The 21,154-nt window shown below is 70.3% G+C and carries 21 protein-coding genes; 18 read left to right on the forward strand and 3 right to left on the reverse strand.

Annotated features, from left to right (window positions below):
• Positions 1-25: 25 nt before the first annotated feature.
• From ACQP06_RS27195 to ACQP06_RS27205, 3 genes are all read right to left on the reverse strand, one after another.
• Positions 26-1,444: a cytochrome P450 gene (locus tag ACQP06_RS27195; RefSeq protein ID WP_433667280.1), complete on the reverse strand. Its 1,419-nt coding sequence runs from the start codon at positions 1,442-1,444 to the stop codon at positions 26-28.
• 47 nt (positions 1,445-1,491) lie between these two features.
• Positions 1,492-2,361, reverse strand: coding sequence for an alpha/beta fold hydrolase (locus tag ACQP06_RS27200; RefSeq protein WP_433667282.1), 870 nt, complete (start codon positions 2,359-2,361; stop codon positions 1,492-1,494).
• Positions 2,362-2,461: 100 nt separating this feature from the next.
• Positions 2,462-3,475: a ParB N-terminal domain-containing protein gene (locus tag ACQP06_RS27205; RefSeq protein WP_433667283.1), complete on the reverse strand. Its 1,014-nt coding sequence runs from the start codon at positions 3,473-3,475 to the stop codon at positions 2,462-2,464.
• Positions 3,476-3,925: 450 nt separating this feature from the next.
• Between ACQP06_RS27205 and fabD the strand changes: the two genes are divergently transcribed.
• From fabD to ACQP06_RS27295, 18 genes are all read left to right on the forward strand, one after another.
• Entirely contained in the window at positions 3,926-4,915 is a 990-nt protein-coding gene (gene fabD, locus ACQP06_RS27210; protein ID WP_433667285.1) for an ACP S-malonyltransferase, read from the forward strand.
• A gap of 101 nt (positions 4,916-5,016) precedes the next feature.
• Complete coding sequence (locus ACQP06_RS27215; RefSeq protein WP_357086477.1) at positions 5,017-5,439, forward strand: acyl carrier protein; 423 nt, start codon at positions 5,017-5,019, stop codon at positions 5,437-5,439.
• On the forward strand, positions 5,439-6,221 hold the full coding sequence (locus ACQP06_RS27220) for an SDR family NAD(P)-dependent oxidoreductase (protein ID WP_357086479.1): 783 nt from the start codon (positions 5,439-5,441) through the stop codon (positions 6,219-6,221). Before ACQP06_RS27215 ends, ACQP06_RS27220 begins: the two co-directional genes overlap by 1 nt.
• A 41-nt stretch (positions 6,222-6,262) precedes the next feature.
• Positions 6,263-6,715, forward strand: a complete 453-nt coding sequence (locus ACQP06_RS27225) for a hypothetical protein (protein WP_357086481.1) — start codon at positions 6,263-6,265, stop codon at positions 6,713-6,715.
• Positions 6,712-8,022, forward strand: a complete 1,311-nt coding sequence (locus tag ACQP06_RS27230) for a beta-ketoacyl-[acyl-carrier-protein] synthase family protein (RefSeq protein WP_433667288.1) — start codon at positions 6,712-6,714, stop codon at positions 8,020-8,022. Before ACQP06_RS27225 ends, ACQP06_RS27230 begins: the two co-directional genes overlap by 4 nt.
• Positions 8,019-8,531 (forward strand): 3-hydroxyacyl-ACP dehydratase FabZ family protein, encoded by a 513-nt coding sequence (locus tag ACQP06_RS27235; protein WP_433667290.1) that lies wholly within the window; start codon positions 8,019-8,021, stop codon positions 8,529-8,531. The genes ACQP06_RS27230 and ACQP06_RS27235 overlap by 4 nt, the downstream gene beginning before the upstream one ends.
• Positions 8,528-9,802, forward strand: a complete 1,275-nt coding sequence (locus ACQP06_RS27240) for a beta-ketoacyl-[acyl-carrier-protein] synthase family protein (RefSeq protein ID WP_433667292.1) — start codon at positions 8,528-8,530, stop codon at positions 9,800-9,802. Before ACQP06_RS27235 ends, ACQP06_RS27240 begins: the two co-directional genes overlap by 4 nt.
• Positions 9,803-9,820: 18 nt before the next feature.
• On the forward strand, positions 9,821-12,232 hold the full coding sequence (locus ACQP06_RS27245) for a beta-ketoacyl synthase N-terminal-like domain-containing protein (protein ID WP_433667294.1): 2,412 nt from the start codon (positions 9,821-9,823) through the stop codon (positions 12,230-12,232).
• Positions 12,233-12,287: 55 nt separating this feature from the next.
• Complete coding sequence (locus ACQP06_RS27250; RefSeq protein ID WP_433667296.1) at positions 12,288-13,421, forward strand: 3-oxoacyl-ACP synthase III family protein; 1,134 nt, start codon at positions 12,288-12,290, stop codon at positions 13,419-13,421.
• A complete protein-coding gene (locus ACQP06_RS27255) occupies positions 13,411-13,968 on the forward strand; it encodes an ester cyclase (protein WP_433667298.1) in 558 nt (185 codons plus the stop codon). The genes ACQP06_RS27250 and ACQP06_RS27255 overlap by 11 nt, the downstream gene beginning before the upstream one ends.
• Complete coding sequence (locus tag ACQP06_RS27260) at positions 13,965-15,179, forward strand: FAD-dependent monooxygenase (RefSeq protein WP_433667300.1); 1,215 nt, start codon at positions 13,965-13,967, stop codon at positions 15,177-15,179. The genes ACQP06_RS27255 and ACQP06_RS27260 overlap by 4 nt, the downstream gene beginning before the upstream one ends.
• 1 nt (position 15,180) lies before the next feature.
• Positions 15,181-15,888 (forward strand): bifunctional 2-polyprenyl-6-hydroxyphenol methylase/3-demethylubiquinol 3-O-methyltransferase UbiG, encoded by a 708-nt coding sequence (gene ubiG / locus ACQP06_RS27265; protein ID WP_433667302.1) that lies wholly within the window; start codon positions 15,181-15,183, stop codon positions 15,886-15,888.
• On the forward strand, positions 15,885-16,850 hold the full coding sequence (locus ACQP06_RS27270; protein WP_433667303.1) for an NADP-dependent oxidoreductase: 966 nt from the start codon (positions 15,885-15,887) through the stop codon (positions 16,848-16,850). The genes ubiG and ACQP06_RS27270 overlap by 4 nt, the downstream gene beginning before the upstream one ends.
• 4 nt (positions 16,851-16,854) lie before the next feature.
• A complete protein-coding gene (locus ACQP06_RS27275; RefSeq protein ID WP_357278846.1) occupies positions 16,855-17,250 on the forward strand; it encodes a hypothetical protein in 396 nt (131 codons plus the stop codon).
• Between the two features lie 205 nt (positions 17,251-17,455).
• The gene (locus tag ACQP06_RS27280) at positions 17,456-17,929 is read left to right on the forward strand and encodes a DUF1772 domain-containing protein (RefSeq protein ID WP_357086503.1); all 474 of its coding nucleotides are present in this window, start codon (positions 17,456-17,458) and stop codon (positions 17,927-17,929) included.
• Positions 17,930-17,974: 45 nt separating this feature from the next.
• Entirely contained in the window at positions 17,975-19,723 is a 1,749-nt protein-coding gene (locus ACQP06_RS27285; protein WP_433673440.1) for a BTAD domain-containing putative transcriptional regulator, read from the forward strand.
• Between the two features lie 2 nt (positions 19,724-19,725).
• The gene (locus ACQP06_RS27290; protein ID WP_433667305.1) at positions 19,726-20,229 is read left to right on the forward strand and encodes a DUF2505 domain-containing protein; all 504 of its coding nucleotides are present in this window, start codon (positions 19,726-19,728) and stop codon (positions 20,227-20,229) included.
• Positions 20,226-21,152, forward strand: coding sequence for an SDR family NAD(P)-dependent oxidoreductase (locus ACQP06_RS27295; RefSeq protein WP_433667307.1), 927 nt, complete (start codon positions 20,226-20,228; stop codon positions 21,150-21,152). Before ACQP06_RS27290 ends, ACQP06_RS27295 begins: the two co-directional genes overlap by 4 nt.
• Positions 21,153-21,154: the final 2 nt, after the last annotated feature.

Consider the following 21,154-nt stretch of genomic DNA (forward strand, 5'->3'; position numbering starts at 1 on the left):
GCGGCCGTCCTGTCATCGGTTACGGTCACTTCACTCGCCGCCTGATGGTCATCGGCATGCCGCCCTCGGGCCCGAGCACCCCGCGCATCCGCCATTTCGGGGCGTAGCCGGGAACCCGCTCGGGAGCGAACAACCGGGCCAGCGTGACCAGCAGGATCTGCGCCTCCAGATAGGCGAAGCTCTTGCCGATGCACACCCGGGGTCCGGCCGAGAACGGGTGGAAGGCGAAGGGGTGCATGCTCTTCTCGGCATTGTCGGCCCAGCGATCCGGATCGAACCGCTCCGGGTCGGTCCAGAAATCGGGATGCCGATGGGTGAGATAGGGCGCGACCACCACGATCGAACCCGGTTGCGCCACATAGGGTCCGATGCGCACCGGCTCCACCACATCACGCAGGTACAGCGGCGCGGGGGGATGCAGACGCAGCGCCTCCTTGATCACACACAGCGAGTACGGCGCGCGGTCGAGGTCGTCGACGGTGAAATCGTCGGGCAGAGCGTCCACCTCGGCGCGCAGCCGGACGGCGGATTCGGGGTTGTTGGCCAGCAGGTACCACACGAAAGCCAGGGTGCGCGCGGTGGTTTCGTACCCGGCGATGAACATCGTGACGCACTGGTCGCGCAGGACCATATCGGCCCGATCCGCCGGGCCGAGCTTCGACTCGTTGGCGATCATCTTGGTGAGCAGGTCGTCGGGGCGGTCCTCGGCCGGCATCCGCCGACGTTCCGTGATCACCCCGAGAATGAACTCGTCGACCCGCTGCCGCGCCTGGTCGTAGCTGCGACGGCCCGACGTCGGAACCCATTCGGGCGCTTTGAACTTGTCGGTATTGCGCCCGGAGGTGTACGTGATCATGGTTTCCACCGCGCCCTTCAACTGGGCGATCACATCCCGGCCCGCGGTGCTGAACAGCGTCTTGAGCAGGATGGAGGCGGTCAGCGTCGCCATCTCCGGCACCATGTCCACCGGTTCGGCGCCCGCGGACTCCGGGGTCCAGCGGGTGCTGAACCACTGCACGTCCTCGAAGAACAACGGCACGTACTCACGCACCGACTTCGGGGTGAAGAAGGGCGCCAGCACCTGACGCTGCGACTTCCATTGCGCGCCGACACTGGTCGCGACGCCGTCGCCCATCCAGTACTTGCGCACCGGGTCGTAGCTTGCGCCCTTGGTGTACTTGTCCATCTGCTCGAGCGTCACCATCCGGACGTGATCGGGATGGGCCAACACGACCAGTCGGCGCGGACCGACCCGCAGCTCGGAGACATCGCCGTGTTCGCGCCAGAGCTGCTCGACCACCCCCAGCAGACCGTTCTTCTTGGTGTTCACCGCGGTGGCGAAGCCGTACTTGTCGCGGGTACCGGGCATGGGGAGTGTCTCGCCGTCGCCGCCCAGGACATTCAGTTGTGAATGATCCACAGGGCAGCCCTTGACCTCGGTCATGTGCTTTTCACCTCGATTGGCATAGAAGATTTCGAATGATCGGGAACTCAGGCAACGGCCCGAGTTTCTTTCTCCGGCTTGTCCGCCGACAGTTCGCGGATGAATTCCGCGGCAATCTCGGCGACCGGCTGCGGCGATTTCAACCACGACATGTGCCCCAGCCCCGCGTCGACGACCTCCCGCCGCAGCGGCGCCCGGCCGAATTTGCCCACGAGCAGATCCGTTTCACGAATCGAGACGCGCCGGTCGGCCGCGAAATTTATCGCGAGGAGCGGCGTCGCACTGCGGCTCATGGCAGCTTCGTAATCGAACTCCGCCCCGCGCGGCTCGAACTTCCCGGACAACACCATGTTCGCGATGTCGACAGTCAGGCCACGGGTCGGCCGCCCCAGTATCTTGGTGGCGGGCAGCCAGCCGATCCGGGCGATAGCGCCGAACAGCGCGCGGGCGCCCAGCCAGCGCCGCATCGACACCGCCCGCAGCTCCGACACCGGCGCCAACCCCGAGGCCACCAGGATCAGCCCGGCAATGCGCTGATCACGGGCGATATGACAGACAGCGAGCTGGCCACCGAAGCTGTGCGCCAAGACGTAGACCGGACGTCCGGCGGCGAGGCCACGCGCGTACTCGGTGGTCAGGTGGTAGTCGTAGATGACCTGGTCGTGCATGCCGTAGCGGCTCGAACGCCGCGGCCGGGGAAACGAATTCCCCTGACCGTGCAATTCGCCGACCACGACGGTGAAGCCTTGACGGCTGAGTTCCGTCGCCAATCCGGAATACAGTGCACCGGGCGCCGCGATACCGGGCCAGACGACGACAACCGGTGCTTCACTTGTGTGTTCGGCAGGGAATGTATTGACCACGGCGACAGTGCCGTCCGGAAAATCTATGGATCTTGTTGATTGCGTGTCGGACATAATCGGCAGCCCTTTCCGTTCTGGCATCCACTCGAATCCAGTTCTCGCGGATCGATGGCCAGAGATTAGAGGGATTCACTTTTCCCGGGCAATGCCGTGTTCAACCGCGTTCAACTGCGATTCGGTCGTCGGTTGCACGCGGGCTCGCAGCCAGTTCATCGGCGAATTTGCGCCAGCCCGCGGCACATTCGAGCGCGACCTGGGCGACCAGATCGGCGCAGTGTGGCGGTACGGTCATGACCAGTCGTTCGCGGGTGCGCTCGTCGAGCAGCGGCGAACTGAGCAGCCGCAGCAGTGAGCGGCCGGAGCCGGACATCCGCAGGGAGGGGTCGCGATACATCGCACGGAGCAGATCACCGGCGGTCTGCCCACGCACCTGGACCGGCTTCGGGGTGCGCCGGGCGCGCGACGGCACCGGGTCCTCACCGCGGTCCAGCCGAGCCCGGACATCCCGGACCGTGGCCGGGGATATCCCGGCGGCACTGGCGATCTCGCGCAGCGAGGCATCCGGTCGCGCGGCGAGCAATCGGCTGGCCCTGGCCCGGCCGGCGGCGGTGTCGACCGGCCTGACCTTGCCGTCGCGCCCGAGCCTGGCCTCCACCCGCGGGACGGCACCGCGGGAATCGGACCGCATCGCCGCGATCGTCTTCGCCGCGAGGCCGGTGACCGAGGCGAGCACGCGATCCGACCACTGCGGATGAGTCCGCAACAGGCGCAGCGCCGCCGCCGCACGGTCGGCCGACGACAGCGGCAGGCCGTGGTGGACGTTCGCCCGCACCGCCAGCGCGAAGGCGTCCGCCTCACCGCCGTCGAAATACACGATGTCGATCTGCGCATCGCCGCGCAGCTCGGCCGCCCGCAGCCGATGCGCCCCATCGATCACCCGCATGGTCGGGCGGTGCACCAGGATCGGCGGCAGCCGGTGCTGTGATTCCGCCAGCCGCTCGACATGTTCGGCATCGATACCGCCGATTCGCGGGTGATCCCCGATCCGCAGCGACGCCGTCGCGGCTCGGACCACCTCGCCGTGCCCCGTTCCCCCGATTGCCTGAACTTCCGTACCCGACATGGAACCGGCCGACAGCCGCACCAGAGGTCGATCGCTCGAGTTCATGGTTCCCCTTGTCTCTTAACGGATTTGATGGATGTCGAACACTGCCATCGGAGCCGAGATTAGAACTCGTTCACTCGCGGCGGCCACTGCTGTCACCCGCCGCCACCGGGTACGAACCGATCGGAAACCCATGCCTATTGTGTGCAAGATCTGTTGTGTAACAACAGCTTTCAATATTCATGAAGAACGGGCGTCCACTCTTCCCCGGATCGCACGTAGCAAGACCTTGCTGCAATAGAACTCGTTACAGTTTCGTTTCGGCGCTTCGCTCCGCGCTCCCGGGGACACTGCGCGGTGCCTCGAAACACCGCCGCGCCGGGATGGTTACTGCGTGTTTGGTTTTCCTCGAGGACCGCTCGAGCCGGGATTCACATACTCGGGACGCGAACAGCGACGTTCGGGATCTGACCCCGAGTAGCCACCGGCTACCTGCACGATTCGGAAGACACCATGAACGCCAATCTGATCGCGGCGGCCCAGCAGTTGGCCGCGCCGGGGGCACCGGACGGGCAACGACGGGTACTGGCCATGTTTCCCGGGCAGGGATCGCAGCGGGAGGGGATGGCCGCGCATTTGATCCGTGAGCATCCGGAGACCGCGGGGGCCGTGTTCGAGCGGGCCGACGAGTGCCTGGGGCTGCCGATGCGGGCGCTGTGCACGGAGGCGGACGCGGAGCAGTTGCGGGCCACCGAGGTGGCGCAGCCGGCGATTCTGGCCACGGCGCTGGCCACCTTCGAGGTGCTGCGGGCCGAGGGGTTCGCGCCCGATCTGGTCGCCGGGCACAGTCTCGGGGAGTTCGCGGCGCTGGCCGCGGCCGGGGTGCTCGATCTCGCCGACGCGTTGACGCTGGTGCGGTTGCGGGGTGAGCTGATGGCCGAGATCGCGGCGGCGGTGCCGGGCGCGATGACGGCCGTGTCCGGGGTGGACGCGGGGCGGATCGAGGAGATCTGCGCGGGCGTGGACGGGGTCGTCGAGCTCGCCAACTACAACGCGCCGGACCAGTCGGTCATCTCGGGGACGGCGGAGGCGGTCGCGGCCGCCACCGAGCTGCTGCGCGAAGCCGGGGCGGGCTCATTGGTCGCGCTGCGGGTCGGCGCGCCGTTCCACTGCTCGCTCATGGCGTCGCTCGAGGAGCGATTCGCCGCCGGGCTGCACCTGGCCGACTTCCGCGATCCCACCACCGCCGTCATCAGTTCCGTGACCGCACAACCGATTTCGAGCGGCAAAGAGGCGCGGGAACTGTTGCGCCGCCAGCTCACCGCCCCGGTCCGCTGGATCGAAGTGATCGGCACCGCCGCCGAACTCGGCTGCACCGACTACCTCGAGATCGGGCCCGGACGCGTGCTGTCGGGGCTCGCCAACCGCATGGTCGGCGACGCCACCGTGCGCAGCACCCAGGACGCTCGCCGCATCGCCGCGGCCGTCGCCGAATACGCCTGAGCCAGGCCGGATCCGGCCCGACTCCCCCCACCGATCACACCCCTGCGGCAGGCGCCGCAGGGGTCCCCGACCAACCCCTCACCCAGAAAGAAGGAATCACCATGCCCGAAACCACCACCGACTTCGCGCCTGCCGTCACCGACGCGATCGCCGACGCCCTCGGCATCGACCAGTCCGAGGTGACCCTCGACGCCACCCTGATCGACGAGCTCGGCGCGGAATCCATCGACCTGCTCGACATCCTGTTCCGCATCCACCGCGACACCGGCGTCAAGATCGCCGTCGCCGACGTGCAGGAACTGCTGCAGGGCGGTATCCCCGACGACGAGTTCGGCGACGAGAACGAGATCGTCTCCGAGATCGGGCTCGCCCACCTGGAGAAGGTGCTGCCGCAGTTCGACCGCAGCAAGCTCAACGGCCCGCTGCGCGGCGAGCAGGTGCTCGGCTTGGTCACCGTGCGCAACCTGGTCGACCTGGTCGCCCAGCGCGCCGCCGCACCGGCCGAGGCCGAAGAGGTCGCCTGATGCCGGAACAGGATTTCGCCGGCAAGGTCGCGCTGGTCACCGGCGCGTCCCGCGGCATCGGCCGGGCCGTCGCACTGACCCTGGCCCGGCGCGGCGCGGCGGTCGCGGTGAACTACCGCTCCCACAAGGACGAAGCCCTCGAGGTGGTCGCCGAGATCGCGGAGTTCGGCGGCCGCGCGGTCGCCATCGGCGCGGACGTGTCCGAGCTGGCGGCGGCCAAGGATCTGGTGGAGCAGACCCGGGATCAATTGGGCGGCTTGCACATTCTGGTCAACAACGCGGGCATCACCCGCGACGGTCTGCTGCACGACATGGATCCGGCCGAATGGTGGAAGGTCATCCAGGTCAACCTGGGCGGCGCCTTCAACTGCACGCACGCCGCGGCCGGGCACCTGATGTCCCAGGGCGAGGGGGCGATCGTGAACGTCTCGTCGATCATGGGCGAGAAGGGCCTCACCGGGCAGTCGAACTACTCCACCTCCAAGGGCGCGATGAACGCGCTCACCCTGGCCTGCGCGGTGGAGATGGCCCGGTTCGGGGTGCGGGTGAACGCCGTGCTGGGCGGCGTCATCCCCACCGATCTCATCGGCGACCTGCTGCAACGCGACAACGGGAAGGGCCGCACCCATGTCCCGATGCGCCGCTACGGCGATGTGGGACAGGTCGCGGAGGCGGTGGCCTGGCTTGCCAGTCCGGCCGCCGACTACGTCACCGGAGAACTGCTGCGCGTCGACGGCGGCCTCGCGGTGCAGCTCAGCAACGGCCGCCTGGTCTCCCGCTGAACACCCCGGCATCCCGCTGAATCGGAAAGGACGTGACTGCCATGCGATTTCATCTCATCGACCGAATCGAGTCCTGGGAACCGTTGCAGCACATCACGGCTCGCAAACTCACCTCGGTCTACGAGAACGTCTGGCAGCCGTCCGCCACCGGCCCCGTGCTGCCCTTCGGCCTGGCCCTCGAGGCGCTGTGCCAGGCCGGGGCCTGGCTCGTGCTGCTCAGCTCGGCGCACACCAAACGCGCCGCGCTGCTCACCGTCGGCGAAGTCACCATGCACCGCGACGCGGTACCCGGTGACGTGCTGCGGATGACGGCCCGGGTGGTGCACGCGACGCCGGAGGCGGCGGTGGTGGACGGCTGGATCGAGGTCGACGGCGAGCGGATCATGGACGCCCGCAACATCATGTGCGCCCTCATCGACGCCGACCGGCTCGACGACCCGGCCGACACCGAACGGATGGCGCGCCACCTGCTCGGCGAGGAGCTGGTCGGATGAGCACCCCGGCCGGACGCCGGCGGGTGGTGGTGACCGGCGTCGGCGCGGTCACGCCGCTCGGCGTGGACGCGCCGTCCACCTGGGACGGACTGGTGGCCGGGCGCAATGCCATCGGCCCGCTGACCACCTTCGACTGCACCACCTTCCCGGTCCGGATCGCCGGGCTGGTCCCGGACTCCTTCGATCCGGTCACCGCGATCCCGGCCGCCGCCGACCGGCGCTGGGTGTCCCGGCCCGGCCTGTTCGGGCTGGCGGCGGTCGGCGAGGCCCTGCGTTCCGCGGGCCTGGCCGACGAGCAGCCCTACCCGTCCTCGGATCGCGGGGTGGCCATGGGCGCGAGCGTGGGCCGGCCCGACCTGGAGATGGTGCTACGGGTCTCCGAATTGCGTTCCCGCACCGGGAAACCCGACGCGTTCGTGCGCCCCGCGCCGTCGGCCACCCTGACCGGCAATCAGAACCTGGCCCTCAACGCCATGGTCCGGCTGATCGGTGCGACCGGTCCGATGGTGGGCATCCACACCGCCTGCGCCGGATCCGGGCACGCCCTCGGCGAGGCCTTCCGGCTGATCCAGGAGGGCGACGCCCGCATGATGGTGGCCGGCGGCTACGACTCGCTCACCACCTGGGCCGACATCCTCGGCTTCGGGCTGCTGGGCGCGATGACCGACCGCTACAACGACAATCCCGCCGCCGCCTCCCGTCCCTTCGACGCCGACCGCAGCGGATTCGTGATCGGCGAGGGCGCGGTGTCCTTCGTCCTCGAGGACCACGACTCCGCGGTCGAGCGCGGCGCGCCGATCCTGGGCGAGCTGCTCGGCTACGGGTCCACCATGAACGCCTGGCGGATCACCGACTCGCCGCCGGACGGGGCGGGCGCGATCGAGGCGATGGAATCCGCGCTGACCGAATCCGATTTGGGCACCGCAGATATCGACTACATCGCGGCGCACGGCACCAGCACGCCCGGCAATGACGTCTCCGAGACCCGGGCCATCAAGAAGGTGTTCGGCGACGACGCCTACCGGTTGGTGGTGTCCTCGCCCAAATCCATGGCCGGGCATCTCACCGCCGGGGCCGCGGCCTTGAACCTGCTGGCGGCGCTGGGCGCGATCCGGGACGCGGTGGTGCCGCCCACCCTCAATCTCGATACCCCGGACCGGGCCCTGGATCTCGACTACGTCCCCCATCGCGCGCGCCGGATGCCGGTGCGCGCGGCCATGATCAACGCCCTCGCGTTCGGCGGTTCCAATACCTGCCTCGTGGTGGGCGCACCCCCGAACACCCCCGAACTCAGGGAGCAGCCATGACCGCGTCCCACCCCGCGCCCGCCGACCTCCCGGCGGCGGGCATCGGCACCCCGAGATTCGATCGAATCCTGTTGGTGGACCCCGGCGTTCGCGCCGAGGCCCTGCTGAACGTGACCGGCACCCTGCCGTTCTTCGACAGCCACTTCCCGCGCCGCCCCATCCTGCCCGGCGTACTGCTGACCGAGAGCCTGATCGCGCTGGCCGTCATGGCCGCCGGTGATCCGCTGCTGCGGCTGCGCGCCGCCGACGGGCTGCGCTTCCGGCGCTTCATCACGCCGGGCGATCAGGTGCACCTGACCGTCGAAAGCGTCAGCACCGGAACCGATCCGGACGAGTCGGTGTGGCGGGCGACCGCCACGGTGGACGGCAAGACCGCCGCCGCCATCAAGAACCTGCGCCTGGCGCGTCGGCCGATCGCCGCGGTGACCGGCGATTCCGCCGCGGCGATCGGCGACCCCGCCCAATCGACGCCGGTCGCGAACGGCCTTGCCGCCGAGGTGCAGTCGTGACCGCGCGCCGCGTGGTGATCACCGGCGTCGGCCTGGTCACGGCGCTCGGTGAGGGCGCCCGCGAGACCTGGGACGCGCTGGTGGCGGGCCGCACCGGCATCGCACCGCTGCGCGCCTACGACCCGTCGCCGCTGCGCACCCGGCTCGGTGCGGAGATCCCCGACTTCGATCCGGGCAAGTTCCTGTCGCTGCGCTCCATGCGCACCTCCACCCGCGGCGACCAGTACGGCGTCGCGGCCGCCACCCTCGCGCTGCGCGACGCCGGGCTCGAGCGCAGCGACCTCGGCCACCGCACCGGGCTGTATCTCGGTGGCAACAAGGACATCTGCCAGCGCGACGACTCCATCGCCGACATGGAGGCCATCCGCGGCGCGGACGGCGCGCCGGACATGCGCAAGCTGGGCGAACTGGCCCGGTCCATCGTGCCGCCGCTGGCGTACGTGGAGGGTTTGCAGAACGGCGGGACCTACCACATCTCCTCGCTGTTCGGCCTGCGCGGACCCAATGCCTTCTACGCGGGCGCGGCCGATTCCGGTGCGACCGCGATCGGGCGGGCCATGCGCGCCATCCGGCGCGGGGAGGCCGATCTGGCCGTGGCGGGCGGCTACGACGACGCCACCAACTGGTGGGCCATGGCCAAGCTCGACGGGCTCGGCGTGCTGTCACCGCGAAACGACCTGGACGCCAAGGCGTTCCGGCCGTTCGATCGCGAGCACACCGGCTCCGTGATCGGCGACGGCGCGGCCATCCTGGTGCTCGAGGACCGCGATCGGGCGCTGGGGCGCGGCGCGCACATCTACGCCGAACTCGCGGGCTACGGCATGGGCAACGACTGCGTGCGCCCGCCCGCCTCCGACCCCGACGGCCGCGGCCTGGTCCGGGCCATCACGGCGGCGCTGTCGGATGCCGATGCGGCGGGCCCGGATTGCGTGTTCTCCCACGGCTGCGCCACCACGCTCGGCGACACCAGCGAGGTGCGGGCGCTGCGCACCGCCCTCGGCGGGGCCGCCGACCGGGCGGCCGTGACCAGTGTCAAACCCCAGACCGGGCATCTGGTCGGCGGCGCGGGCGCGCTCAATGCCGCCCTGGCGGCGCTGGCCCTGGACTCCGGCGTGGTGCCCGCGACCGCCAATCACGAGAACCCGGCCCCCGGATGCGATCTCGACATCGTCACCGGTGCGGCCCGGCACGCACGACCGAGGGTCGCGCTGGCCCTGGCCCGCGGCCTGGAGGGCCAGGCCGTGGCGCTCACCCTCACCCAATCGAACTGATCGACAGGACTTTCGGCCATGCACGAAACCCATCGTCCGGCGCCCCGGCGCATCGTGATCACCTCGCTCGGCGCGATCACCGCCCACGGCGCCGGCGCGGAGGAACTGTGGCAGCGGGTGCGCGGCGGCGAGGTCGCCATCCGGCCGCTGCGCGACTTCGCCGTCGCCGGACTGCCCGCGGCCATCGGCGGCGAGATCCTCGACCCGCCGCGCCCCAAATACGACTACCTGGCCCCGCTCGGTCTCACCGACCCCGAACCGGCCATCGACTACGCGCTCATCGCCGCCGAGGAAGCCATGGCGGGCGCGGGATTGGGCGTGCTGGAGGCAGGTGCGGCGCCCCGCCCGGACGCGCTGCCCGCGCACCGGTGGGGTGTGGCCTTCGGCAGCTGCAACAGCGGGATCCGCAGCGCCGAGAAGGCGGTCCGCCGCGCGGTCGACGCCGGGCGCACGGTCGGCGCGGACGAACTGGGGCTCGGCGACGACCGGCACCTGCTGCTGGTGTCACCGCAGTTCTGCGCGGAAGCCCTCAGCGCGGCGTTCGGCTTGAAAGGCCCGGTGCTGTCGGTCAATACGGCCTGCGCGTCCAGTGCCCACGCCCTGGCCCACGCCGTCGAGCAGATCCGCGCCGGACGCGCGGACGCCATGCTGGTCGGCGGCAGCGACGCGCTCAGCGAGATGGCGTACTACGGCTTCAACAGCGTCGAATCGCTGTCCTCGCGACCGGCGCGGCCGTATTCCCGTGACCGCGACGGCCTCTCGCTCGGCGCGGGCGCGGGCATGATGGTGCTGACCTCCGCCGAGGTGGCCCTCGCGGCCGGGGCCCCGATCGTCGCCGAGGTGCTCGGCTACGGCATGTCCGCCGACGGCTACCACGCCACCGCACCGCATCCCCAGGGCGCGGGCGCGGCGCGGGCCATCCGCGCCGCCATCGACACCGCCGGGCTCACCCCCGCCGACGTGCCGTACATCAACGGGCACGGCACCGGGACCCCGAAGAACGACTCGGCCGAGAGCAACGCGGTCCGCGCCGCCCTCGGCGACGCCGCCCAGGACGTGGTGCTGAGCAGCACCAAATCCATGATCGGCCACCTGCTCGGCGCGGCCGGGGCCGTCGAAGCCATCGTCACCATCCTCGGCCTGCGCGACGAGATGATCCCGCCGACAGCCGGTTTCGCCGAGACCGACCCGGCGTGCGGACTGGATCCCGCGCCGAACCAGGCCCGGGCCCTGCCCATGCGGGTCGCCGCCTCGAACAATTTCGCCTTCGCCGGGGCCAACGCCTGTGTGGTGTACGGGCGGCCCGCCGAAACCCACGGCGAACTCATACCCGGCGCGGCCGGCGAGGTCGACGAGGTCGTCGTGACCGGGATCGGCGTGCTCATCGGTGAGGCGGCGGACGCCGAACAGCTCTGGGCCGCATGGCGGGCCGGGGCCGGAGTCGCCGAGTCGCACAACGGGTTGCGGGTGGTGCGAGTGGGCACCGATCCGGGGGCGACCATTCCGGCGAAGGCGCGGCGGCGGATGGACCGCCTCGGTCAATTGGCCGTGGCGACCAGCGAGCAGGCGCTCACGGCGGCCGGGCTCACCGCCGACGAGAGCGTGGGCGTGGTCCTCGGCACCGGTGTCGGGCCGATGAGCAGCATCTCCCGGTTCTTCGAGCCGACAGTGCTGGGCGGTCCGCTGCAAGGCAATCCGGCCATCTTCCCCAATACCGTCTTCAATGCCGCCGCCGGGCAGGTCGCGATGGCGCTGGGCGCGAAGGGACCGACCTCGACGCTCACCTCGGGTCACGCCGCCGGCGCCGCCGCGCTCGGCACCGCCTTCGACCTGCTGCGGGCCGGACGCGCCGACGCCGTCCTGTGCACCGGCGCGGACGAGCTCTCGCCCTACGCGCTCGACGCCTACCGGGGCGCGGGAGTGTTCACCGGTCGTCACGGCCGCGAATTCCAGCTCGCCGAGGGCAGCGTCACCCTGCTGCTGGAACGGGCCTCGACGGCGCGGGCCCGCGGGGCCACACCGCTGGCCGTGCTCGCGGGCTACGCCACCACCTGCGATGCGCTCGGCATCGCGCGCTGGGATCCACGCGGGCACGGGGTGGAGCGGGCCATGCGCGACGCCCTCGCCGCGTCCGGGGTGAAACCGGAAGACGTGACCGCGGTCTGGACCGGCGCGGCGGGGCTGCCCGCGGTGGACGGTCCCGAGCGCCGGGCCGTCGATCGGCTCGGCCTGAACCCGGCCTGTGCCCGGCACGAGCCGAAGCGGGTGCTCGGCGATCCCATCGGCGCGGGCGCGCAACTGGCCGCGGCGCTGGCCATCACCTCGTGGGCGCACGGCGCGAACCAGGGCCCGGTGCTGGTCAACGGCTCGTCGCTGGGCGGCACCCACACCAGCTTCGTGCTGACCCACCCCGCGGCCACACCGCGGTGACCCCACGCACCCACCCACTCGTGAACGCACACCTCGAATCGTGAACGGAGACAACATGCCGAACCTCGACACCCGCCACGTGTCGATCCTGTCCACCGGCTCCTACCTGCCCGGGGACCCGATCGACAATGCCACCCTCGAGCGCCTGTGCGGGCCCATGCCCGCCGAGGTGCTCGACAACATCCAAGTACGGCAACGGCATTGGATCATCGACCCCGCCACCGGCCGCCACACCACCGGCACCTCCGCCATGGCCACCACGGCGGCGCGGCGCGCGCTGGCCCGCGCCGACATCGACCCGGCGGAGGTGGACCTGCTGGTCATGTCCTCGGCCAGCCCGGAATACCAGCTGCCCGCCGTGGTCACCTACGTGCAGGAGCAGCTCGGACTCGCGCACTGCGCGTCCATCGAATTCCGCGCCGCCTGCACCGGTTTCGTACAGGGCCTCGACTACGCGCGCCGCCTGCTCGCGGACGGCACCTACAAGACAGCCGTGGTGATCGGCGCGGAATCCATTTCGCCGCTGCTGGTTCCGATGTACCTCGGCATGGACCCCGAACTGGTGCGCATGCGCGACCGGCTGGTCGTCAACTCCTTCGGCGACGGGGCCGGCGCGGTCGTGCTGCGCGCCGGCGAACCCGGCAGCGCCGACCCGAACGGCGAATTCCATTTCGCCACCGCCTGTCTCGGCGGCGACCGCAAGCCCGGCATGCAGATCGTCGGCGGCGGCACCCACGAGCCGGTGTTCGATCAGGCCAAGCGCAAGCGCCTGGTGGAGATGAAGCTCGACGTGAACGGGACCGCCACCTTCGGGCCGCAGGTGTTCGTGGCGGGCATGAAGGACATGCTGGCGCGCACCGGGCTCACCGTCGCCGAGATCGACGCCTGCGTGCTGCCCGAGGGCAATGCCGACTACTTCACCGCCGAATTCGACGCCGCCGGAGTCTCTCCCGAGGACCAGGCGGTGCTGGCCAAGAACATCGTCGAGAACCTCGCCACCGTCGGCGCGACCGGCTCGGCGGCGGTGCCGCTGGCCCTCGACGACGGCTGGGTCCAGGGCCGGGTCCGACCCGGCGACCAGGTGCTGCTGCTCGCCGTGGAGGCCAGCCGCTACCTCTACGCCGGTCTGTCGCTGCGCTGGGAAGCCCCGTTCGCCGAATCCGCCGAGGTGATCGACCATGTCGCCTGATCACGTGTTCACGGCCGAGGAGAACGCGCGCATCATCCGCCGCGTCTTCGACGAATTCGTCAACCAGGGCGACTTCTCGGTGGTCGACGAGATCTACTCCCCCGACATGGTCGACCACCAGCCGCTGCCCGGCGCGCCCGACGGCACCGCGGGGGTCAAGTACACCATCGCCGGTCTGCGCGATGGCTTTCCGGACCTGCACGTCACCATCGAGGCACTCAGCGCGCACGCCGACTACGTGGTCATCCACAACACCTGGCGCGGCACCTTCACCGGCGAATTCCTCGGCATGGACCCCACCGGGGAGGCCATCGAGTTCAAGGGCGTGGTGGTGTGGCGGCTGGCCGACGGCCTCATCCACGAACGCTGGGGCATCGGCGTGGAATCCGCCATGCTCGAGGCGCTCGGCCTGGGCTGGCTGATGTCGGGCGCGCTGGGACGCAAGGGCCGGCGCCGCAAGGGCGGCGGCATGGACCTCGCGGACCTGGCGGCCACCGTGTCGTCCTTGACGGAAGCGGCGGCCACGACCGAAGCGGGCCGGCCGTGACGCAGCGGCCACTGACGGTTCTCATCTCGGGCGGCGGCATCGGCGGCCTGGCCGCGGCCCTCGCGCTGCGACAGCGCGGCCTCCGCGTGCGGGTCTTCGAACGGGCCACCGAACTGCGCGACGGCGGTGCGGGACTGCACATCTGGACCAACGGCACCATCGCGCTGCAACGCCTCGGCGTGCTGCGCGAGGTGCTCGAGACCGCCCCCGTGCAGCAGATCACCCACTTCGGGACCTGGCGCGGGGACCTGTTCGGCGCGTGGCCGGTCGGCGGGTTCATCGAGAAGTACGGTTGCCCGACCATCGCGGTCGAGCGGTCGGTGCTGCACCGGATCCTCAGCGCGGCGGTCACCGCCACCGGCGAGGACGCCGAGATCCGCACGGGCGCAGCGGTCGTCGGCTTCGAACAGGACGACACCGGGGTCACCGTCGAACTGTCCGACGGCGAGCGGGTCCGCGGTGATGTCCTCATCGGCGCGGACGGCATCAACGGCATGGTCCGCAACGGACTGCTCGGCATGTCCCGGCCGCGCTACACCGGCTACATCGCCTGGCGCGGCAAAGCCGAACTGCGACACGAGAAGATCCCGACCGGCACCTTCTACGCGCTGTTCGGCCCCGGCACCCGATTCACCTTCTACGACGTCGCCCCCGGCGTCGTGCACTGGATGAGCGTGGCCAACGGCCAACCCGGCGGCCACGACGACGGCGACCCCAGAGAGATACTGGCGCAACGACATCGGGGCTGGATGGCCCCGGTCGAGGAGATCCTGGCCGCCACCCCGCCCGAGGCCATCATCCGCGGCGACGTCCTGGACCGGGCCCCCGACAAGCGCTGGGGCGCCGGCCGGGTCACGCTGCTCGGCGACGCCGCCCACCCGATCACCTTCAATATCGGCCAGGGCGCGTGCCAAGCCCTCGAGGACGCCCTCGTCCTGGCCGAGGAACTCGACACCACCGACCCCGCGACCGCGTTGCGCCGCTACGAGAAACAGCGCCGCGCCCGCACCGCCGGACTCCAGAAGGTGGCCTGGCGCATCGGCCGCCTCGGCGCGGTGGAGAACCCGCTGCTCATCCGGCTGCGCGAATTCGGCATGCGGCTGGTGTGGCCGTGGCTCGTCTTCCGCATCGCCGAACGCGACCAGATCGCCTACGCCACCCGCTGGCGCACCCCCGAACCGACCGCATCACTGCAGAAAGACGGTGTCTGACATGAAGCAATCCCAGACCGAGGCCGACTTCTTCGGCGACTTCGCCGAATCCTGGTGGGACGACGACTCCGCCATGAAGGGGCTCACCTCCTTCCAGCGCCCGCGCTTCGAGTACTTCGACAAGTACGTCCAGGACTGGGCGGGCAAGAAGGTGCTCGACGTCGGCTGCGGCGGCGGCTTCACCACCGAATACCTGGCCGGGCGCGGCGCCGAGGTGAGCGGGATGGACCCCTCCGCCCGGCTGGTCGCCGCTGCCCGCGCGCACGCCGAGTCGACCGGCAAGAACATCGAGTACTCCGTCGGACGGGCCGAGGCGCTGCCCTACGCGGACCACACCTTCGACGTCGTCACCTGCGTGGACGTGCTCGAGCACGTGGACGACCCGGCCATGGCGGTGCGGGAGATCGCGCGGGTGCTCGAGCCCGGCGGAATCTTCTGCTACGACACCATCAATCGGACCCTGCTGGCCCGCATCGTGATGATCTGGATCCCGGAGTACCTCACCGGCATGGTCGCCCGCGGCACCCACCATCACCACCAGTTCATCAAACCCGCCGAGCTGGCCCGCCACCTCGACGCCGCCGGGCTGAAGCCGCTGGCCAAGCAGCGCGGGCTGACCATCCTCGGCAAGAAGCGCGACGGCAACCTGATCATGTTCACCACCGCGGACCTGTCCTCCACCTATATCGGCGCGGCGGTGCGCTCGTGAAGGCGGTCTTCTACCGGCGCTACGGCGACGCGTCGGTCCTCGAATACGGTGAGCTGCCCATCCCGAAGATGGCGCTCGACGGGGTGCTGCTCGACGTGAAGGCCGCCGCGGTCAACCCGATCGACTGGAAGGCCCGCGAGGGCTACCTGGATCCGTTCGCCGACACCGTCTTCCCCATCGTCCCGGGCGCGGACGTGTCGGGCGTGGTGCGCGAGATCGGCATCGGCGTCAACGAATTCGCGGTCGGCGACGAGGTTGTGGGCTGCGTGCGCGAGGACTACCTGAGCCGCGGCAGCTTCGCCCAGGTGATGCCCGCGCCGGTGCGGGCGCTGGCGATCAAACCGCCGAACATGGGCTGGGCCGAGGCCGCCGCCATGCCGCTGGCCGCGCTCACCTCCTACCAGGCCCTGGTGCGGGTGCTCGACGTGCAGCGCGGGGAGACCGTGCTGGTGCACGGCGCGGCCGGTGGCGTCGGCAGCGTGGCTGTGCAGATCGCGGTGCACCTGGGCGCGCGGGTGATCGGCACCGCCAGCGAGCGCAATCACGACTTCCTGCGCGAACTGGGCGCGGAACCGGTGAATTACACGGTGGGGCTGGCCGATTCGGTCCGCGCACTCGCCCCCGACGGGATCGATGTGCTGCTCGACGCGGTCGGCAAACGTATCCAGCGCACCGTGCTGCCGCTGCTGGCCCCGCACGGCCGGTTCGCCTCCGTGGTCGATCCGAAGGCCCGCGAGCTCGGCGGCTCCTACGTCTTCACCCGGCCCGACACCGGCGACCTGCCTGTGGTCGCCGCGCTCGCCGCCAAGGGCGTGTTCCGGGTGCCGGTCGGCGCGGTCTTCCCACTGCCCGAGGCCGCCGGCGCGCATCTGCTCAGTCAGGGCGGACACGCCCGCGGAAAGGTCGTGGTCGCCGTGGACGAGGCCGCCTGCCGGGAGGAAAACCCTAACGATGAACGGTAATTCGATGCTAGCCCACCGCCGTGTGCAGGGCATGGTCCGGCAGATGGCCTGGTCGCAGGCGCTGGCCCGGATCGCCATCGGCACCGGCATGCTCACCCAGCCCGCCACGGTCTCCAAATCGTGGTCGGGCGAATACGACGACAACGCCTCCTCGCTGCCCACCCGCGCGTTCGGCACCCGCGACGTGGTGATCGGGCTGGGAACCGTGTGGTCACTGCGGCGCGGGCACCCCGTTCGCCACTGGTTCGTGCTCGGCGTCGCACTCGAACTGGTGGACGCCACGGTGACGCTGAACAAGCGCGGGCGCCTCGGCGTGACCGGGCCGCCCGACACCTGGGAGTTGCTCACAGCAGCGGGATTGGCCGGCGGAATTCTGGTAGCCGCGGCGTTGCGGGAGTAGCGAACCCCCTATCGCCCCATAACCGATCACAACGCACGCCGGGCGAGAACTGGCCATCGCCACAATCACATTTCGGTGAAATGTCTTGCACCACACGGTGCAACATAATGTTCACGACAATTTGCGACGATCACCACTACCGACGCCGAGGTGGAGAATCGGCGGTAGCCGTTCTCGCCCTTGGCCATTCGCCGAGGATTTGCTAATGGAAATTCTGTTCCAGTCAGCCATAGGTATTTCAATTCTGACGACCGCGGTCGTCTACGGCACCGATTTTTTCTGCGCCCTGGTGCTGCGGACGGCCTTCGCCCGCATCGACGACCGCGCCCTGGCCGCCGTCACCGGCCGGATCCACGAGGTCGCCGACAAGCGCATGCCGATCCCGGGCGCGGTCGGCGTGGTCGCCGCGGTCGTGGCCACCGGCCTGGCGTTTCTCGACGGCAAGACCGCCGCGGGGGGCTTCGCGGCACTGGCCGTCGCCGTGCTGGCCGTCTGGCTGGGCATCTACGCCCGGATCAGCGCGCCGGTCAACAAGCAGCTCACCGCCGCGGTCATCGCCGACCGCGTCCCCGCCGACGTCCGCGAGATGCAGCGCACCTGGGACAGCGTCATCGTCGTCCGCGTCGTCCTGCAGGGAATCGCCCTGGTCGCACTCTTTCTCGCGGCGCTGTCCATGTAATGGGCTGCGCCGCAACCAAACCAGGGGGGGAAGTTAGGCGTGACAATGATCCAGTTCAAGCTCCTGGGCCCGGTACAGCTCCACGTCCACGGCAAACCCGTCGACCTCGGGCCGCCCCGGCAGACCAGCCTGCTGGCGGCGCTGCTGGTGGATTCGGGCCGGCCGCTCTCCATCGACACGCTCATCGACCGCGTGTGGGGTGATTCCCCGCCGGTCGCAGCCCGCGACGCCGTCTACACCTACGTCGCGCGGCTGCGGGGGGTGCTCACCGAGGCCACCGCCGGGCACGGCGGCCCGCCCGTCCAGGTCAACCGCGGCTCGGGCGGCTACACCCTGTCCACCCCACCGGATTCCGTCGACCTGCGGCACTTCATGGACCTGGTGGACCGGGCCCGCGCCACCGACATCGACGACCCCGGCCGCGTCGAACAACTCGCCGCGGGGCTGAACCTGTGGAACGGCAGCGCCATGACCGGACTGGACAGCGAATGGGCCCGGCGACTCAGCGACTCGCTGCACCGGCTCAAGCACGAGGTCACCGCCGACTGGGCCGACGCCGAGATCCGGCGCGGCAACCATTCGCTGGTGATCAACCGGCTGCACACCGCCCTGCTCGAGGAACCACTCGTGGAAGGGTTGCAGGAGCGGCTGATCCGCGCCTACTTCCTCAATGGCGAGACCGCCCAGGCGCTGCGGCAGTACGAACTGGCGCGACGGCTCATCGCCGACGAGCTCGGCGCCGACCCCAGCCCCGGCATGCGGGACCTGCACTGCCAGATCCTGCGCGGCGACCCGCCCACCGTCACCCTCGGCATCGCGCCCGACATGGTGCCGCTGGCCCCGCTCGGATTCAGCGGGCGCGACGCCGAACTGGCCACCCTCACCGGCATGCTCACCGACGATCCCTCCCCGCGTCCCGTCCTGGTCACCGGCGGCGCGGGCGTCGGCAAGACCGCGCTCGTGCTGCAGGCCGCCGACTGCCTGCGCGACCGCTTCCCCGACGGGATGCTGTTCGCCGACCTGGCCGAAGGACCGAACACCACCCCGGAGACGGTGCTCGGCCGACTGCTCACCGCGCTCGGCATCCCCGCCGACGCCCTGCCCCCCACCCTCGCCGAACGCGCCAACCTCTACCGGGCGCGGCTGGCGCGGCGACGTGTCCTGGTGATCCTCGACAATGCCGTCACCGAATCGCAGATCATCCCGCTGCTGCCCGCGGGCGGATCCAGCACCGCGCTGATCACCAGCCGATTCGCCCTGGGGCTCACCACCGTCCGCACCTACGTCCTGCACGAGCTGTCCCGCACCCAGGGCCTGCAGATGCTGGTCGCCACCGTCGGGCGGGCCCGGGTGCTGCCCGAATGGGAGGACGCGGGCAGCGTCGCCGACCACTGCTCGGGCATCCCGCTGGCCCTGCGCGCCGTGGCCTGCCGCATGTCGGCGCGACCGCACTGGACCTTCGCCCGCATGCTGGCCCGGATCAGCGACGAACAACGCCGCCTCGAAGTCGTGTCCTACCAATCCCTCGACATCCGCGCCAGCCTCGACCTCACCTTCGACCGGCTCGACAGCACCGCCGCCGGCGTCTTCCGCGACCTCGGCCACCACACTTCCGCCGGAACCGAATTCATCGCCCCCGACCACCCCGAACTCAGCGCCGACGAGGTCGAGGACGCCCTGGACCGGCTCGTCGACGCCTACCTGCTCTCCGAGGTCGGCCGCGACGACGCCGACCGCGCCCTCTACCGAATGCTCGACATCCACCGCATCTACGCCAAGCACCTGGGAGACTGACCATGCCGCGTTCCGTGCAGCACACCACCCCGTACCCGTACAGCGACATCCAGTTCCACCGCGCCCTCGGCTCCCGCGACTACTGGGAACAGCGCATTCGCGAAATCGACGGCGCCGACGCCGAATTGGCCGCCTTCGAGGTCACCCCGAACCGCACCCTGGTCACCGTCAACACCGTCATCCCGGCCTCGTCCCTGCCCGGCCCGGCCGCCAGGTTCCGACCCGATGGCGTGCGCTACACCTACAGCGAAGCCTGGTCCGAGCCCGCCGACGGCCTCGCCCGCGGGCGAATGGACGGGCAGGTCGAGGGCATGACCATCAAGCTCGGGGCCGATCTGCTGCTGCGGCGCACCGACATCGGGTGCGAGTTCACCATGTCCGGCCAGATCGAGGCCCGGGTTCCCCTGATCGGCAGACTGATCGAGGCCGACATGGGCAAGACGTTCACCAGCACCGCGGCCGCCATCGACGAGTTCACGATGAAGTGGCTGGAGAACGCGGCATGAGCCTTCCCGTTCTCATCACCGGCGCGACCTCGGGGCTCGGCCTCGAAACCGCGAAAATCCTCGCCGCCAAGGGTGTTCCCCTGATCCTCGGATGCCGTGACACCGAGCGGGCGGAGGCCGCTCGGCAGCGGATCCGGGAACACGCGCCCACGGCGCGGGTGGAACTGCTGGAACTGGAACTGGCGTCCCTGGATTCGGTCGGGGCGGCGGTGGAAACCCTGCACCGCCGGGAACAGCCGCGACTCGGCGCGATCGTGTGCAATGCCGGACTCCAGATCGTGGACAAGGTGCGCAGCTCCGAGGACGGCTACGAATTGACCTTCGCCGTCAATCATCTCGGGCATTTCGCGCTCGTCACCGGATGCGCGGACCTGCTCGACACGGGGTCGCGGGTCCTCGTGGTGTCCAGCGACGTGCATCAGGGGCCGCGCAAATCGATGGGGTTCCCCGCGCCGCAGTGGCGCGCACCCCGCGAACTCGCCACTCCCGGTGACGGTTCCGGACGCGACGGGCGGGTCGCCTACGCGACCAGCAAGCTCGCCAATGTGTACTTCGCCTACGAGCTGGCCAACCGGTGGGGCGACCGCGGGATCACCGTCAACGCCTTCGATCCCGGGCTGATGCCGGAAACCGCTCTCTCCCGGGGCTATTCGGCACCCGCCCGCATCGGGTTCCGGCTGCTCGCGCCGGTGCTCATCCGGGTCATGCCCATCGCCCGCACCGTCGCCCGCTCGGCCGCCGACCTGGCCTGGCTGATCACCGGACCCGACCTCGCCGACACCACCGGCAAATACTTCACCGGCGCGACCGAAGTGCCCAGCGCGCCCGAGTCCTACGACCCCGAGCGGGCGGCGGAACTGTGGCAGGTCTCCGAGGACCTGGTCCGGACCGCGCGGCGGGTGCCGCCCGCCGAACGGCGGTGAGC

Source organism: Nocardia sp. CA-136227 (assembly GCF_050955695.1).
Lineage (GTDB): Bacteria > Actinomycetota > Actinomycetes > Mycobacteriales > Mycobacteriaceae > Nocardia.

Coding starts and splice junctions, on each gene's coding strand:
- ACQP06_RS27195 (WP_433667280.1), bottom strand. CDS start 1,444: ATGACCGAGGTCAAGGGCTGCCCTGTGGATCATTCACAACTGAATGTC.
- ACQP06_RS27200 (WP_433667282.1), bottom strand. CDS start 2,361: ATGTCCGACACGCAATCAACAAGATCCATAGATTTTCCGGACGGCACT.
- ACQP06_RS27205 (WP_433667283.1), bottom strand. CDS start 3,475: ATGAACTCGAGCGATCGACCTCTGGTGCGGCTGTCGGCCGGTTCCATG.
- fabD (WP_433667285.1), top strand. CDS start 3,926: ATGAACGCCAATCTGATCGCGGCGGCCCAGCAGTTGGCCGCGCCGGGG.
- ACQP06_RS27215 (WP_357086477.1), top strand. CDS start 5,017: ATGCCCGAAACCACCACCGACTTCGCGCCTGCCGTCACCGACGCGATC.
- ACQP06_RS27220 (WP_357086479.1), top strand. CDS start 5,439: ATGCCGGAACAGGATTTCGCCGGCAAGGTCGCGCTGGTCACCGGCGCG.
- ACQP06_RS27225 (WP_357086481.1), top strand. CDS start 6,263: ATGCGATTTCATCTCATCGACCGAATCGAGTCCTGGGAACCGTTGCAG.
- ACQP06_RS27230 (WP_433667288.1), top strand. CDS start 6,712: ATGAGCACCCCGGCCGGACGCCGGCGGGTGGTGGTGACCGGCGTCGGC.
- ACQP06_RS27235 (WP_433667290.1), top strand. CDS start 8,019: ATGACCGCGTCCCACCCCGCGCCCGCCGACCTCCCGGCGGCGGGCATC.
- ACQP06_RS27245 (WP_433667294.1), top strand. CDS start 9,821: ATGCACGAAACCCATCGTCCGGCGCCCCGGCGCATCGTGATCACCTCG.
- ACQP06_RS27250 (WP_433667296.1), top strand. CDS start 12,288: ATGCCGAACCTCGACACCCGCCACGTGTCGATCCTGTCCACCGGCTCC.
- ACQP06_RS27255 (WP_433667298.1), top strand. CDS start 13,411: ATGTCGCCTGATCACGTGTTCACGGCCGAGGAGAACGCGCGCATCATC.
- ubiG (WP_433667302.1), top strand. CDS start 15,181: ATGAAGCAATCCCAGACCGAGGCCGACTTCTTCGGCGACTTCGCCGAA.
- ACQP06_RS27275 (WP_357278846.1), top strand. CDS start 16,855: ATGCTAGCCCACCGCCGTGTGCAGGGCATGGTCCGGCAGATGGCCTGG.
- ACQP06_RS27280 (WP_357086503.1), top strand. CDS start 17,456: ATGGAAATTCTGTTCCAGTCAGCCATAGGTATTTCAATTCTGACGACC.
- ACQP06_RS27285 (WP_433673440.1), top strand. CDS start 17,975: ATGATCCAGTTCAAGCTCCTGGGCCCGGTACAGCTCCACGTCCACGGC.
- ACQP06_RS27290 (WP_433667305.1), top strand. CDS start 19,726: ATGCCGCGTTCCGTGCAGCACACCACCCCGTACCCGTACAGCGACATC.
- ACQP06_RS27295 (WP_433667307.1), top strand. CDS start 20,226: ATGAGCCTTCCCGTTCTCATCACCGGCGCGACCTCGGGGCTCGGCCTC.